Source organism: Streptomyces sp. JLBJ103, assembly GCF_058215575.1.
In genome coordinates this window covers 3,547,516-3,562,163 of sequence record NZ_CM177089.1, presented here as the reverse complement: position 1 = coordinate 3,562,163, position 14,648 = coordinate 3,547,516, and the positions used below count along the sequence as shown (strand labels likewise).

At 67.3% G+C, this 14,648-nt stretch carries 11 protein-coding genes and 1 riboswitch; of the genes, 4 read left to right on the top strand and 7 right to left on the bottom strand.

Going from position 1 to position 14,648, the window contains the following annotated elements:
- Nucleotides 1–327: 327 nt before the first annotated feature.
- The 3 genes from AC4BEG_RS15525 to AC4BEG_RS15515 all read left to right on the top strand — a co-directional run bounded on the left by AC4BEG_RS15525 (nucleotide 328) and on the right by AC4BEG_RS15515 (nucleotide 4,374).
- Nucleotides 328–1,638, top strand: coding sequence for a PP2C family protein-serine/threonine phosphatase (locus AC4BEG_RS15525; protein ID WP_490706466.1), 1,311 nt, complete (start codon nucleotides 328–330; stop codon nucleotides 1,636–1,638).
- A gap of 256 nt (nucleotides 1,639–1,894) precedes the next feature.
- Nucleotides 1,895–2,036: riboswitch (cyclic di-AMP (ydaO/yuaA leader) on the top strand.
- Between the two features lie 11 nt (nucleotides 2,037–2,047).
- A complete protein-coding gene (locus AC4BEG_RS15520; RefSeq protein WP_490706465.1) occupies nucleotides 2,048–3,274 on the top strand; it encodes a M23 family metallopeptidase in 1,227 nt (408 codons plus the stop codon).
- Nucleotides 3,275–3,429: 155 nt separating this feature from the next.
- On the top strand, nucleotides 3,430–4,374 hold the full coding sequence (locus AC4BEG_RS15515) for an aldo/keto reductase (protein WP_490706464.1): 945 nt from the start codon (nucleotides 3,430–3,432) through the stop codon (nucleotides 4,372–4,374).
- A gap of 58 nt (nucleotides 4,375–4,432) precedes the next feature.
- On the opposite strand, the gene AC4BEG_RS15510 is transcribed toward AC4BEG_RS15515, so the two are convergent.
- The 3 genes from AC4BEG_RS15510 to AC4BEG_RS15500 form a co-directional block, all read right to left on the bottom strand.
- On the bottom strand, nucleotides 4,433–4,735 hold the full coding sequence (locus tag AC4BEG_RS15510; protein WP_201871760.1) for a hypothetical protein: 303 nt from the start codon (nucleotides 4,733–4,735) through the stop codon (nucleotides 4,433–4,435).
- A 97-nt stretch (nucleotides 4,736–4,832) separates the two neighbouring features.
- On the bottom strand, nucleotides 4,833–5,042 hold the full coding sequence (locus AC4BEG_RS15505) for a DUF397 domain-containing protein (RefSeq protein ID WP_490706463.1): 210 nt from the start codon (nucleotides 5,040–5,042) through the stop codon (nucleotides 4,833–4,835).
- Nucleotides 5,042–5,887 (bottom strand): helix-turn-helix domain-containing protein, encoded by an 846-nt coding sequence (locus AC4BEG_RS15500; RefSeq protein ID WP_490706462.1) that lies wholly within the window; start codon nucleotides 5,885–5,887, stop codon nucleotides 5,042–5,044. The genes AC4BEG_RS15505 and AC4BEG_RS15500 overlap by 1 nt, the downstream gene beginning before the upstream one ends.
- Nucleotides 5,888–6,204: 317 nt before the next feature.
- Here AC4BEG_RS15500 and AC4BEG_RS15495 point away from each other — a divergent pair, with 317 nt between their 5' ends.
- A complete protein-coding gene (locus AC4BEG_RS15495) occupies nucleotides 6,205–6,738 on the top strand; it encodes an ATP-binding protein (RefSeq protein ID WP_490706461.1) in 534 nt (177 codons plus the stop codon).
- Nucleotides 6,739–6,812: 74 nt separating this feature from the next.
- Here the strand turns inward: AC4BEG_RS15495 and AC4BEG_RS15490 are convergent, their stop codons facing one another.
- Genes AC4BEG_RS15490 through AC4BEG_RS15475 form a run of 4 tightly spaced genes read right to left on the bottom strand, consistent with a single transcriptional unit; the run spans nucleotide 6,813 to nucleotide 14,585 of the window.
- The gene (locus AC4BEG_RS15490; RefSeq protein WP_490706460.1) at nucleotides 6,813–7,913 is read right to left on the bottom strand and encodes a DEAD/DEAH box helicase; all 1,101 of its coding nucleotides are present in this window, start codon (nucleotides 7,911–7,913) and stop codon (nucleotides 6,813–6,815) included.
- Nucleotides 7,910–9,802: a DrmB family protein gene (drmB, locus tag AC4BEG_RS15485; protein ID WP_490706459.1), complete on the bottom strand. Its 1,893-nt coding sequence runs from the start codon at nucleotides 9,800–9,802 to the stop codon at nucleotides 7,910–7,912. Before drmB ends, AC4BEG_RS15490 begins: the two co-directional genes overlap by 4 nt.
- 5 nt (nucleotides 9,803–9,807) lie before the next feature.
- Nucleotides 9,808–12,972, bottom strand: coding sequence for a helicase-related protein (locus tag AC4BEG_RS15480; protein WP_490706458.1), 3,165 nt, complete (start codon nucleotides 12,970–12,972; stop codon nucleotides 9,808–9,810).
- Entirely contained in the window at nucleotides 12,969–14,585 is a 1,617-nt protein-coding gene (locus AC4BEG_RS15475; RefSeq protein ID WP_490706457.1) for a nuclease-related domain-containing DEAD/DEAH box helicase, read from the bottom strand. Before AC4BEG_RS15475 ends, AC4BEG_RS15480 begins: the two co-directional genes overlap by 4 nt.
- Nucleotides 14,586–14,648: the final 63 nt, after the last annotated feature.

The following is a 14,648-nucleotide window of genomic DNA, read 5'->3' as shown; positions in this document are numbered from 1 at the left end:
CGTCGCCCGGCCTTCGCTCGGACCCGCGTGGGGAAGCCGCCCGGACCGCACGGGGAAGCCGCACGGACCCGCCTGGCGTCCGTCGTACGCCCCCGATGCCCCGCCCACCCACATGGACGACCCGATTCGCCTGGCGGCCCGTCAGCCGGAAGCCTGGAGTGACGGACGGCGGCCGTGAGGACCGGGCGCTCCGGCTGCGGACCAGGGAAAGCGGGAGAGACGGTGCGGCTGCGAGGGAACGGGGCTCGTACGAGCGCCCGTACGGAGCGGGGTGCGACCTGGGCGCGCCTGGCCCGGTCCCGTACGCGCCCCCAGACCCGCCTCCATATGCTCGTCGACACCCACGCCGCGAACGGACCCGCCGGGGCCACCGCGGGCACCGGTTTGGCCGACGAGTCGCCCAGGGGGACGTCAGGACGGCGGCTGGTGCGCTGGATCCCGGCACTGCTGCTCGTCGTCGGGGTCGTCTTCGACGTCAGTACCCCGGCGACCTACACGGCGGGCCCCTTCCTCGCCGCCGCCCCGCTCGTCGCCGCTTCGCTCTTCCGGCTGCGGGCGACCGTCATCACGGCGGTCTTCGCCCTCGCCGCGGCGGTCGCGCTGGCCGAGCTGCACGGTGTGGACGACCCCAGGCAAGCCCTGGCCGAAATCCTCACCGTCGCGACCGTCACCCTGCTCGCGATCCTCATCAACCGCCTCGTACGCCGCAGCGACCGGCGGCTGGCCTCGGCGCGCGGCATCGCGGAGGCGGCTCAGCGCGCCGTCCTGCCCGTACCGCCCGCCCGGCTGGCAGGGCTGGACGTCGCGGCGCGTTATGTGGCCGCGGAGAAGTACGCCGCCATCGGCGGTGACCTGTACGCCGTGCAGGACACCCCGCACGGCGTACGTCTGGTCGTCGGCGACGTACGCGGCAAGGGGCTCCAGGCCGTCGAGTCGGTCGCGATCCTCATCGGCTCCTTCCGGGAGGCGGCGGAGCAGGAGACGACGCTGGAGGGGCTGGCGGGGCGGCTGGAGCGGGCGTTGCAGCGCGAGGGTGCGCGGCGGGCCGACCTCGAGGGGTTCGAAGGGTTCACCACGGCCGTACTGGCCGAGATCCCGCGCGGTGACTCGACGCTCCGGGTGATCAACCGTGGCCATCCGCCACCGCTGCTCCTGGAGGACGGGGAGGACGGGGAGGACGGCGAGGACGTCCGGCGCGGTCGGCCGGGCCAGAGCGGCGAGAGCGGTCGGAGCGGCCAAGGCGGCGGCTGCACGGTGCGCCGGGTGGACCCGGCGGCATCGGCGCTGCCGCTGGGGATGGGGGAGCTGGGCGGCTGGCCGGACCGGGTGACGGAGCTGCGCTTCGCCGAGGGCGCGACCCTGCTGCTCTTCACGGACGGGGTGACGGAGGCGCGTGACCGGGAGGGCGCCTTCTACGACCCGGAGGACCGGCTGCGCGGTCAGCGCTTCGGCGGCCCGGGGGAGCTGCTGGACGCGCTGGTGGCGGATGTCGAGCGGCACACGGGCGGCGGGACGTCGGACGACATGGCGCTGCTCGCGCTCCGCCGTCGCTCCACGGGGCCGGGCCGGGGGACCGGTAACGGCCAGGGCAACGGCGACGGTGAGGGACTCGTGAAGGGCCCTGGCCACGCTCCGTAGCCGTACATGCCCGCTGCGCATAACAATTGATGCACGATCAGCGCTTCCAGGGTTTTGCTGATCACGCCCCGGAGGGTTGACTCGCCCCCATCTGTCCAGGCTTGGTCGCAAAGTTCATGGCAAAGCTGCGTCGATTCCTCAGAACAGCTTGGAATCACATAGCGCTCTCTATTAACGTTCGATAACGCAGCGCGGTCGTCACAACCGTCGCCAGGACGGCACCGTGCGCCGTCGCCGAATCCCGTAACGCACAGCGGTAGCAGCACCACTGCACCACAAAAGCACCAAGGGAACCGGGGAACCACCACCTTGGGGTGAATCGGGTCGAACCTGACCCGTAGGAGACCTTCCTGCTCCGAACCCGTCAGCTAACCCGGTAGGCGAGAGGGAAGGAAAGGAGTGCGCCCCCGTGGCGTCCAACAGGTCTGTCCTGGACGAGGCTCCATACCGTGCGCCGGGCTTCGGTCCCGGCTCCGCCACCGCCTATGGCCCCGGGTTCGATGCCAGGGGAGGCACGAGGCCCGGTGGCGGATTCGCCACCGAGGGGGACTTCGCTGCCGACGGTGACCGCGCGGAGTACGCGGTGGACGACGTCGACGGCCCGGCGGGTCCGGATTTCGACGCCGAGACCTGGGAGGAGTGGAACCCCACCGAGGAGTCCGTCTCCCTGCGCGGCCGGCACCGCGTGGTGAAGCAGCGGGGCGGGACCATGGCGCGCAGCGGCGCCGTCCTCGGCGTCGGTGTCATCGCGGCGGTCGGCGCGGGCGGGATGGCGAGCGCCAAGGACCGCCCGGCGGCCCCCATATCCATGCCCGACCTCGCCCATGTCGCCAACGCGGTCGAGGACAAGCTCCCGGACGCCAAGGACATTCCCGGCATCGGTTCGCTGGTCTCCGACGACGGCGATTCCGCGACCACCAGCGCGGCTCCCCTCTCCCAGGCCGGACTGACCACCCAGGACGAGGCGAGCGGCACCACCGACGCCGGTGAGGCGCTGCGCGCCCGCATCCTCCAGCAGGCCGAGAACCAGCAGACCGCCGCCGACGAGGACGAGCGGACCGCGGCCGCGAAGGCCGCCGCCGCGAAGGCCAAGGCCGCCGCCCAGCAGGCCGCGGACAAGGCCGCCAAGGAAGCGGCGGAGCAGAAGGCCAAGGCCGCCGCGGCGAAGAAGGAAGCGGAGCGCAAGGCCAGGGAGGCCGCCGAGCGCAAGGCCGAGGCCGAGCGCCGCGCCAAGCTGGCCGCCGCGTACACCCTCCCCGTCGCCTCCTACACCCTCACCGCGGGTTTCGGCCAGGCCGGCGACATGTGGTCCGCCGACCACACCGGCCAGGACTTCGCCGCCCCGACCGGCACCCCCGCCAAGGCGGTGCACAGCGGCACCATCACCCAGGCGGGCTGGGCCGGTTCGTACGGCTACCGCATCGTGCTCAAGCTCGATGACGGCACCGAGATCTGGTACTGCCACCTGTCGTCCATGGTGGTCACCTCGGGCAAGGTGAGCACCGGTGATGTGATCGGCCGTGTCGGCGCCACCGGCAATGTGACCGGTCCGCACCTCCACCTCGAGGTGCGCCCCGGCGGCGGCTCCCCGATCGACCCGATGCCCTGGCTGCGCGACCACGGCCTGACCCCCTGATACCCCCGCTCTCCCGATACTCCGGCGGCCCTGGCGCTCTCTCCCCCCTTGACGCCAGGGCCGCCGGTTTGTGTGCGGAACGTCGGGGAGCGCCCGGAACCCCCGGCACCTCCGCCCCCGGAACAAGGCCACCCGCAAGGGCGTTGAAGCAACGCATGGCTGACAACAAGCAGAAGATCGGTGACCTTTCCGTCTCCCCGCTCTCCCTCGGCGGGAACGTCTTCGGCTGGACCGCGGACGAGGCCGAGTCCTTCACGGTGCTCGACGCCTACACCGCGGCGGGCGGCAACTTCATCGACACGGCCGATGTCTACTCGGTCTGGGCGCCCGGCAATCAGGGCGGGGAGTCGGAGACCGTCCTCGGCAACTGGTTCGCCTCCCGCGGCAACCGCTCCGACATCGTCCTCGCCACCAAGGTCGGCGCCGGCCGCCCGAAGCCCCGCGGACTGTCCCCGGCCGCCATCAGGTCCGGTATCGAGGACTCCCTCCGGCGTCTGCGCACCGACTACATCGACCTCTACTACACCCACTACGACGACCCGTCGGTGTCGGTGGAGGAGATCGCCACCACCCTGGACGCACTGGTCCGGGAGGGCAAGGTCCGCGAGATCGGGGCCTCCAATATCAGCGCCGAGCGGCTCGACTCCTTCCTGACCTTCTCCGCCCAGGAGGGCCTGGCCCGTTACGCCGCCCTCCAGCCCCACTACAACCTGGTCTCACGCGACACCTTCGAAGGCGAGCTCGCCGACGTGGTCACCCGCCACGGTGTGGCGACCGTCCCCTATTACGCGCTGGCCACCGGTTTCCTCACCGGCAAGTACCGCCCCGGCATCACGGTCGACAGCTCGCGCTCCACGGGCGCGGCCAAGCACTTGGAGACGGAGCGCGGGAGGAAGGTCCTCGCCGCCCTCGACGAGGTCGCCGCGCACCACGGCGCCGAGCTCGCCACGGTCGCCCTCGCCTGGCTCGCCGCCCAGCCCACGGTCGCCGCCCCGATCGCCAGCGCCCGCACCCTGGCCCAACTCCCGCCCCTGTTGGCAGCGGCGGACCTCAACCTGACCCAGCCGGAGCTGGACCTCCTGACCAACGCCTCGGCCTGAGCCGCGAACGCGGCGGGCGGAAACCGACTCCGCCCGCCGCGACCGAACGCAGGGACCCCTACGAACGCCGGTCAGCCAGAGCCCAGGACGCGAGGGCAACCCCACCCGCGACGGCGAACACCGACGGCCAGGCCCCGACCTTCTTGGCAAGAGGGTGCGACCCGGCGAAGGCGGCGACGTACATCCCGCTCAGCGCGGCCGCCGTCCCGTTCCCGGCCTTCTCCCGCCATCCCCGGGCGGCCACCACCCCAGCCGCCGCCAGCGCCACCCCACCCAGTGGCCGCTTCTTGGTCCACCGGGCCACCCCGTACCCACCGACCAACCCACCCGCGGCCACCACGCCCGCCGGAACTCCAGCCATCTCCAACCTCCACTCGAAGAACCCTGCCCCCGACCCTATGTACGAGGCACTCTTCAACAGACCCTGCCCAAGGGGCAGGGTTGGGCCAGGTGGCCGCTCAGCTCAGCTGATCCCGACGCACAGCCGCGACGAAGGCCCCCCAGGCGTGGAGCGAGAACCCGAGCACGGGCCCACCTCGGTCTTTCGAGTCCCGCACGGCGGTCGTGCCCGTCCGAAAGGTGACCTCGACGCATTCAGTGTTCCCGGGACCGCTGTATGAGGACGTGAACCAGCCGCCGTCTCTCTCGGGTATCCAGGGCTCGCACATCAGATCTCCTCACGGACGCGTTCGATGAGGGCGGAGGACGTGGCCATGTCCAGCGCCTGGGCGCGAAGGTAGTCGAACGCGAGCCGGTAGCGCTCCAGTTCTTCGTCCTTCTCCATGATGAGCGAGCCGACATGGATGTCGACGTACACGACGTCCAGTGAGGGTTCGGCACCGCCCAGGATCACGAAGCTGCCCATGGCGGCGGAGTGAGCGCCCTTGGCGAAGGGCAGCACCTGGAGTGTAATGTCGGGCGACTCGTTGGCGCGCAGCAAGTGCTCCAGTTGCTCCCTCATCACCTCACGCGAGCCGACCCCGCGCCGGAGTACCGACTCGTCGAGGATGGCCCACAGATGGGGCGGCTTCGGCCGTTTCAGAATCTCCTGCCGCTTCATGCGGAGGTCGACAAGGCGCTCGATCTCCTCCGCGGACAACCGCATCTCGGACGCGTGCTGCATCGCTTCCGTGTAGTCGCGCGTCTGTAGAAGCCCCGGCACATACAGACAGGCGAAGTGATCCTCGCGGACTGCTTCGTCTTCCAGCGTGAACAGCAGGTTCATGCTCTCCGGGAGAGAATCCGCGAAGGAGGTCCACCACCCCTGGCGCTTGGCGTCCTTGGCAAGGCCGACAACAGCTTTCCGTTCCGCCTCACTTGCTCCGTACTCGCGGCACAGAGCGTCCACGATGGGCCACTTCACCGGTCCTTCCTGCGTTTCGTACCGGCTGACGGTCGCCTTCGAGACGCCGACGAGCCGACCGGCCTCCTCCAGCGTCATCCCCTTGCGGGCCCGGAACTTGCGCATCATGACGCCGAGCTGGCGTCGGCGAGTAGTGACCCGCGCTGGCATGACGGCTACCTCTTCCTCTGGGGCCGGCGGTGAAGGCTGAGATCAGCGGCAACAAGGCTATGGCCGGGCGAAGTTGGCCAACCACCAAATTCACCCTTTCGAGATTTCGTGAGAATTTTCATAACGAGACTTCTCAGTGCCATACTCGCACCAGAGAGGCTACGCAGCGCAGTCGTACGGACACGGCTGGGCGCAGCGCTGGCGTAGCGCCCAAGGAGTGTGGCCATGTACCGCTTCGCAGTCTCCGAATCCACCTCACGCCGCTGCGTCCTCCCCTTCGCCGCCGACCCGCCCCAGCTGCCGGCCTCCGCCGAGCGGTGAGAGCAGAGCTCGCCGCCTGGGGGATGTCAGCTCTTGTCGACGAGGCGCAGCTGATCACCACGGAGCTGGCGTCCAACGTGATCAAGCACGTCGGCCAGGGCGCCGCGGCCACCCTGGTCCTCGAACCACACGCTGATCAGTTACGTGTGGAACTGCACGACAACAGCCACAAGGAGCCCGAGCACCGGCAACCCACTTGCGACGAAGAGGAGGGTCGCGGCCTGCAACTCCTCGCCGGCCTCTCAGCCGACTGGGGCACCAGCCGCACGGCGGTCGGCAAGGCGGTCTGGTGCGAGCTGCCCCTCACCCCGGACGAATCCCGCCGCCGCATCCAGCGCGCGACGACCGTCATAGAGGCATATGACCGAGAGGTCGGCAGCACGGTCGCGCGGCTCACCCACCGCGCTGCCCTCGAGGAGTCGACGATCAGCCTGATCCTGGACCTGCTGCACTGGCTCACGGCACACGGCCTCGACCCCGACGACATCCTCGACCGCGCCCAGACCCACTTCGAGGCACGAGACGCCTGATCGAGGTGGGATGCCGCTACCCCGATGCGAGGGCTGCGAACGTCCAGATGTCGGGGGCGAACCGCGCTGCGAGATCAGCCGACGTGCCGGGCCAACAAGGATTCCGGGATCCTTGACAGGATGTCGGGCTCGCGAGGCCCGCGGTGAACGAAGTGGAGGTCGTCGCGAGCGCGTGTACACAGCACGAAGAGCCGGAGACGCGCGTCCACGCTGGTCGGGTCCTCCGTGTACGCGTCCAGGTCCGGCACGAAGACGCTGTCGAACTCCAATCCCTTCATGCTGGCCGTGCTCACGATCCGGATGGGTCGCGTTGAGAAGTCGATGGTGTTCCGGTGCGGATCGTCGTGCACATAGGCCTGGGTGTGCTTCGCGAGCCCCAGGTCGGTGAGCCCGCTTTGGACGTCCCGCAGCAAACGGATCGATCGGCAGACGATTCCGATGCTCCGCTCCGGATGCGCGCTGAAGTACCGAGCAATTCCGGTGAGGAGGTGCCCCAAGGAGGGCACTTCAAGGACGGTGGGCGTTGGGCCGGCGCGTGTGGGAACCGGCGCCTCGTCCCGTTCCTTCGTGCGGAACTCGGAGGCCAGCATCGCGATTTCCCGACTGTTTCGGCGGTTCTCACACAGCGCGAGCGGATCGGTTTGTACACCGAGCCACCGGCAGATCTCGGACACGGTGCTCTCCTCGTCGCCGATCCGCTGGTTCTCGTCCGCGAACACCGTGACGCCGACACCGAGCACGCGGCACAGCTGATAGAAGCCGGCGGGCAGATTCTGCCCTTCGTCGATCACGAGGTGCGCAGTCGACGTGACCTCCCGCAGGACGCAGTCCCGCTGTATATCGGTCCAGTCGTAGCACCATCCATCGTCGTCGGTGTGTGGGGGATCGGTCCGGAATCGCCGGCGCCAGAAATCCCTGATCCACCGGTGGTAGGTGGTGACATGGACAGCTTCCATGAGGTTCGGCGCCATGTGCGCGAGGTACTGATGCAGCAGATGGGAGCGGGTGAGAAGTGTGACGTCGCGACCGGCCGTCGCCAGCGCCCAAGCGCGATAGATGGCCATGACGGTCTTACCGGAGCCAGGTGCCCCGGTGATGACGTGGCTTCCGTGGAACGGAAGGTCGACGACGGCGTGCTGCTCGCCCTCGAGATCGAGAAGGGTAGGGATTCTCATGACGGATCGACGGCTTCGGCCGATTCCTCGAGGGCGGCCTGGAGGACTCCCCGAAAGAATCCCGGGACATCGCCTTCACCGATCAACAATGTTCTGTCCAAGAGAGAATTGTCGATCTCGCAGCACGTTTCCGGAAGCAGTGTGCACGCGTGGCAGGCGGCACGGTTGAGGTTGGCCAGAGACCTGCCGGTGGAGTCGGCACACAGAGGGTCCTGCGAGCACCACTGCGCCGACTCGAGCAGCCTGATGAGGGTCTCCGCGAGGTTCGGTGGTTGCCCTTGGCGGACGAGTCCGCCCAGGGTTCCTTCGGCGTCCCCGGCGGCCGTGTAGATGAACACGCCGGCTTGGGGCGGCAGATCGCTGCCCGGGGCGTGACTACGGGCATAGACGCGTTCTCTTAGGGATGCCGCGTTGTACCCGCTGTCATAGGAGAGTTGGCGGATGAAGTGATGGGCCAGGGTGTGAAGCAGCACGAACCGTGGAAGGAGCTTTGGGCCCGACTTGCCTCTCAGCCGGTCGGCTTTGTAAGAGGCACCCAGATTGATCTCGATACGTCGTGTCCAGTCGCGCACCGATGGAAGCTGCTCCCAGGTGCTTACGCGTGCCTCGTCGACGGCGATGAAGATACCTTCACCGTACGTCTCCACTGCAGGCAGCCATGAGGCCCGGGTGTGCGTGTTGACAGACACGACACGGCCGCCCTCACCCTCTCCGCCGTCGCCGGAGCTGGGCTCGTACCGCGAGAACCCTTCGAGCGCACGCACTTCACGCACCCGGTCCGCGACAACGACCGCGGAGATGTCCGCTTCCAGCTTCCGCAGGGATTCCGGATCGTCGGGACCGATCCCCAGATCGGTACGGCGCACCGAGAATGTCTTCGAATGCGTGACGGATTCTGGTTCGGAGAAGGCCGCCCATTCGGGGATGCTGAGGTCATCGTCGGAGTCGGCGGAGGATGATACTGGCGCGACTTCTTCGAAATGGCGACGGCGTATGGTCTCCACGAACTCCTCCGGAACGTCGCACTGGAGGGCGATCAGGGATTTCAAGAGACCGGATGCCGGGCCGCCATCCGCATCCTTGAATTCCGGCCAGTGAGGATGATTGACGACCTTCTGGATGGTTTCGTCGTCTTCGGACAGACCCGCGGGTGTGGGGATGTCGATCGCCGAGTGTGTGATCGGAAAGTACACGTTGGAGGCACCGCGCTGCACTGCTTGCGGCTTCTCTTCGCAGGGATCCGCCTCATCGGCTTCGGAGTGCCAGGGGTGGGTTCCGGGACAGTGCAGCCCAGTCTTCACGAGGATGTTCTTCTGGCTGATCCCCGCCAGGTTGCGGCCCGAGCCGCAGACGGCACAGAGGACGCGTAGGGCCTCCAGGCCGGAGGATTCCGGAGTGGCGAGGAACCGGAGTCGGTGAACTTGACATTGCCGCTGATTATGTTCTTCGCTCCTGGAGTGGGCCCATCGACGCCAGTCGATGTCGGCCATGTGCCCCGCTCTGCATACCTGGATAAAGCGCATCGGTGCCAGCTGAGGCCTTTCCGGACAACGCCCGCAGGCCGGTTGCCCGTCCCGCACCTCGCGACCCGGATGCCAGAGCAACATGTTCCTGCACCGAGGGCAGAAGAGCCACTTGGGGAATCGGACGTACGTCGGTCCGATACGGCTCGCAAAGGCGGCCTTTCCGGAAGGGATTACGGGCGCAGAGCGGAGTTCCTGCACCCCCAGTTTCTTCGCGAGCCGCGGTGATTCAACCCGCTCGGCGCTTGCCGCCCAACTCCGGATATCGGCGGCCACGAACGACTCGCCCCGGATGTCGAGGATCCCCCCGACGCCGAAGGGAACGATGGTCTGTGCCCTGCGGACCTTGCGGCGAATGTCCTTCACTGCTCTCACGTTCCCTTCACGCGGACGAAGCACTCACGGTCGACGTTGCGCATCGACTGTGCCGTCTCCCATAGGCCGCCCTGCTTGCCGAAGTCGGTGAGGAGCGAGGTGTACGAACGCCCCTGGGATTGGTAGTAGAGCCTGTCTCCCTGGCCACGCATGGACTGGGCCTCTTGCTGCCAGGCCTCGATCAGATGGTCGAGTTTTTCGGCTGCGGCCTCCGCTTCCTCCGGATCGGCTCGTCGCACGTGATGCACGATGAGGTCACGGATCCGCGCGACTCCCTCCGTATGGTCGAGGATGTCCCCCGCTTCGTCCTCGGCGTTCAGGCCGAGCCCGTGCCGCACCAGGATGGTGAGCACCGCGTGCAGGGCGCGGTTGCGAGAGGGCAAGGACCACGGTGTGACGCTGGTGGGTTCCACGTGCCGGTAGAGCGCGCGGTGGTAGACACCGAACGACTCGTAGTGGGATCGGTCGCGTGGTTTGGTCGAGCGGAAGAGCGTGACGATCAGGCCTGGTACATGACGACGGCCGACGCGGCTGGTGGCCTGGATGTACTCCGAGGTCGTCTTGGGCTGTCCGTTCATGACCATGAGGCCGAGCCGCGGCACGTCGACGCCCACGGAGAGCATGTTGGTCGTGGCGAGGAAGGAGACGCTGCCGCGTTCCTTGAAGCTCTTGCCCAGGCGCTCGAGCAGTCGTGGTTGAGCGGCGCGAGGGATGTTGCTGGTGAGCTCGACTACCGAGTCGTCGTCGAGCTTGCGCCGACGCGTGTCGTTCTTCGTCAGATGTTCGAGCCGTGCAGGGATGTCGTCCCGGGCGATCGTGACGGTGCGACCGAGTTCCCGCAGGCTGTTGTGGTAGGCGACCGTGGTCCAGTATGCGTCGCGGAGGGTGTCGTCGTCACAGATTTCTTTCGGAGCCTGCAAGGCCGCGGCACCTACGTGAACTGTCGAAGTCGAGGCCGTGTGCCCCTGGGCCATGACGCCCACGTACAGACGTCCGGGCTTGTCCATGTCCGGCGAGGCGAAGTAGGACTGGCCCGCCGTGAGCCCCGACGGGGGGAAGAGCTGCGCGGGCCGACCGTAGAGGCCGCGGATCTGCTCCTGCGAACGCCGAATGGTCGCTGTCGACGCAATGACCTTCGGCACCGTACCGCGCCAGGCACAGAGTTCGAGAATCGCGGTCTCGTACAGGCCGACCGTCGTCCCCAAGGGGCCTGCGAGCAGATGCAGCTCATCCTGAATCACCAGGGAGGGTGCACGTCTGCCGTTCTTTCCGAAGAGGTTGCCCGCCCTCGGCTCCCACGCGAGGCGCGCGAATTTGTCCACAGTGCCGAGGACGAATGTCGGCGGGTCCTCATAGATCTGTTCGTCCACCACGGAGACCGGAAGCCTTTCATGGAAGACGCAGGTTTCGCGCGGACAGAAGAACGACGTGGTGATTCCGTCCGCCCTGATGCCGAAGTCCCGATCCTGACCCTGGCGTTCCGGAACAATCTCGGTGCCGCACCATGGGCAACGTTCCAGGAGAAACCGATCGTCGGGCTCGCTCATCTGCTTCAAGGTGGCGAGTTCGTCCTCCGCGTCGGATATTTTGTTGGGCGTCGTTTCCTTGCCGACCCACAGACCGATGGAGATGGGCTCCTGCCCGAGATCGTGGGGCAGTGCTCCGTCGTTGCCCCGCCTGATGTACTCCAGGGCGCAGATGGCTGTCGCGGTGCGCTGGAACTGCTGTGTGGTGAGGAGACTCAGCGTGTATCGGCTCAGAACGGCCGTGCCGCCCCCGGCGGCGCCGAACCGCAGGCGACGCCAGAGGATCTCGAAGCAGGCGGTGAGGAGGTAGGCCTCCGTCTTGCCTCCACCTGTGGGGAACCAGATGAGGTCGACGGTCTTCCGGTCCTCGTGCTCGGGGTTCATCAGGCCCTCGACCACGAGCAGGAAGTAGGCGAGCTGGAACGGGTGCCAGGCGTAGCCGCCATCGGGCTCGGTCAGTTCCACGACGTCGCCGTTCCGGCGCCGCCGCCGGCCTGCCAGCTCCGGGCGGCTGTGGAGCATCTGGAGTGCCATGGCCCGGTTGGCCAGCTGGAAGGCGGCGCGTGCCGCCTCTCCTGACGGGGTCGGCGCGGTGAGCGTCTCCACGCCTGACGTCATGCGGTCGAGCGCAGTCTTGATGCGGTCGAGGATCCGTCCGGCGGGCGCGGCCGCCCAGGGCGGCAAGCCCTTCTCCTTCGCCCGCTGGGTGGTGAACCACACGCCATAGCCCAGGACGAAGGTCTGCAGCTCCACCCGGAGCTCGTCTGCCGAGAGCCCAGGCTGGGACAGGTATGCGAGATTGAGCACCGGCAGGTCCTTGGGCCCGTCGGGTTTGATGTGCGCGACCACCTGCTGCGGCATGACCTGCGCTCGCACGGTGGTGACTGGGTCCCGGTCGGGATCGTCGTCCCATTCGACAGCGCATCCGTGACCCACGGCTCTCGTCACGATGTCCCGGTATTGAACGCGGAGCTCCTGTTCCTCCAAGTCGCGGCTGTTGAGGCGGGTGCTCGGATACTCGAGGATCTCGCCCTCGAGCGTTGTCGCCTCGATGCCGACCTGAAAGAGCATCATGTCGCGGTCCTTGTGGGGGGTTTCCTCCTCGGCATGCGCGTTGGCCAGCACGCAGGTGACGAGATGACCGGCGGCGAAAGGGCGCCAACGGACGTGGAGACGACCATGTCCGTCCAGAACGGTGAACGGGTCTCTCCGCTCCACGGTCACGGTCTTCATCGTGGAGAGCCGCGGTTGGCGTTGCCAGCTGCGACGTCCACCTTCGCGATGCGTGATGTAGCGAGACGCTTCGCACGTCACCTGGATACTCCGGGCATCGGTGAAGAAGGAAAACCCGAGCGATGACGGAAGCCACGCGTTCGCCTCGGCCACGGGATCGTCGGCGAAGGTGTCCTCCTCTCCGCCTCCGGCTTCCGTCTCGTTTACTTCCTGTTCGCCGTCGTCCTGTGAATGCTCCAGCAAGGAAGCTCCACGGGGATACAAGGTGCCCATCAGATAGCGCCGGTCGGGTGGGTCGACGAGGGTCTCATCCTCGGCGACGGCCGGGCCGACCAACTGCCGGCGGAGGTATGCCACGAAGTCGTCGCGGTGCTCGGACAGCCGCGATCCGGCGTCGTTCACTTGAGATCCCCCTCTCGCGTCAATACGGCCATCCCCAGGTCTTTCAATATCTGACGGGTGCCGGGCCGGCAGGCCACCCAGAGCTGGGCGCGCGCCCTTGTCCAGGCGACGTAGAGCGCGTCGAGACGGCCCTCCAGATGCTCGGGCTCGAGGTCGATCAGACAGACGACATGGCTCTCGTGGCCCTTGAAGTCCGCGACGGACGACCAGGTGAGGCGGTGCTTCGTGCGGTCGGTCCCGACGATGTCGGCGAATCGTTCGATCTTGGAGGCTCGCTGTGACAGGCGGGCCGAGCTGGTCTCCCAGTCTCCGGAAGCGGACAACAGGGTGATGTCGCGCAGCGAGACACCCTCCCGTACGAGTTCGTTCACATGGGCGTCGAGAACGGTGGCTTCCTCCCGGTCGTCGCGCGCGTCGGTGAAGCGGACCGGCTCGCCCTCACCTGCGGAGGCGATGCCCAGGTCGGCGCCCGTATACAGACGGACCTGGTTGACGATCTGCACGGTGTTGCGGCAGTTGCGCTTCATAGGTCCGTATACGAAGCCCAGCGGGCGCAGGTACTCCCAGGCGTCGGGATCGTAGGCATCCGGGGTGAGCACCTGGTTGTTCTGGTCGAGCATGAAGATCCATCGGCCCTCGGTGAGGCCGCCCGAGACCAGGGCCTCCAAGATGTCGAGGCTCTCGAGCGTCATCAGGTCCTGCGCCTCGTCCACGATCAAGTGGTCGAAGAGGTGACCCTGAACCTCGTCGAGGCGGTCGTAGGGCAGGACGGTGATCGCGTCGTCGTCGAGTATGCGGCCTATGTAGGTCGCCAGCGTGGTACTCGCGCAGGTGAACAGGACGCTGCCGTGGGCGGACTTGCGGCGGGCCGCTTCAGCCGCGAGGAATGTTTTGCCGGTGCCCGCACCACCGGTCCAGATGAGACGTGGGTTGGACTCCAACTCGTCGAGCCTGTCCAACTGTTCGTTGGTGAGGCGCTCGAAGGCGACATCGAGATGGGACAGCCGGGACTGCAGGTTGGGCACACGGTCGAAATCCGGGCGGACGGCCTCGAGCATCTTCCTGCGGAGGGAAGCGGAGATGGGGGTGCGTGCCCACCTGTTCCTGGTGAGCCAGAAGCGCGTGGCGCGTTCGATGCCCTGTGCCAGGCCGCGTCCTCCGGCGTACGCAGTGGCGCCGAGATATTGCTCGGGCTGGAACTCGGTTATACGTGGGATGTCGACGTCCGTGGTGATCACGAGGTAACCGCTGGGGACGCCGTGGTCCCTCAAGTTGCCGATCCGCTCACCGATCTCACGTTCGAATTCGTGCATGCCGCCACTGGCCTGTGCGAACGGACTCTCCTTCGGGCCTTCCTCGTGACCGGGTGGACCGTAGTACCACTTCCCGTCGCGTTGGTGGACCCCACCGCCCTTGACCTCGATGAAGAGCAGGATGTCGGGCATGATAATGACGAAGTCGATCTCGCCGACGCGCTTCTTGTGATGCCGGGGGAGATGAACCGTGTGCAGCGCGACGCTCTGGTCATCTGGGAGCGCCTTGAGCGCAGCGAACACGCTGCGTTCGGCCCGGCTCTCGGTGTTGTTCGAGATCTCGCTCGGAATGATGCGCATCAACTCTCCCCACGGTCACGCCAACGCGCGTTCAAAAATACCGAGTGATGGATCATCAGGACA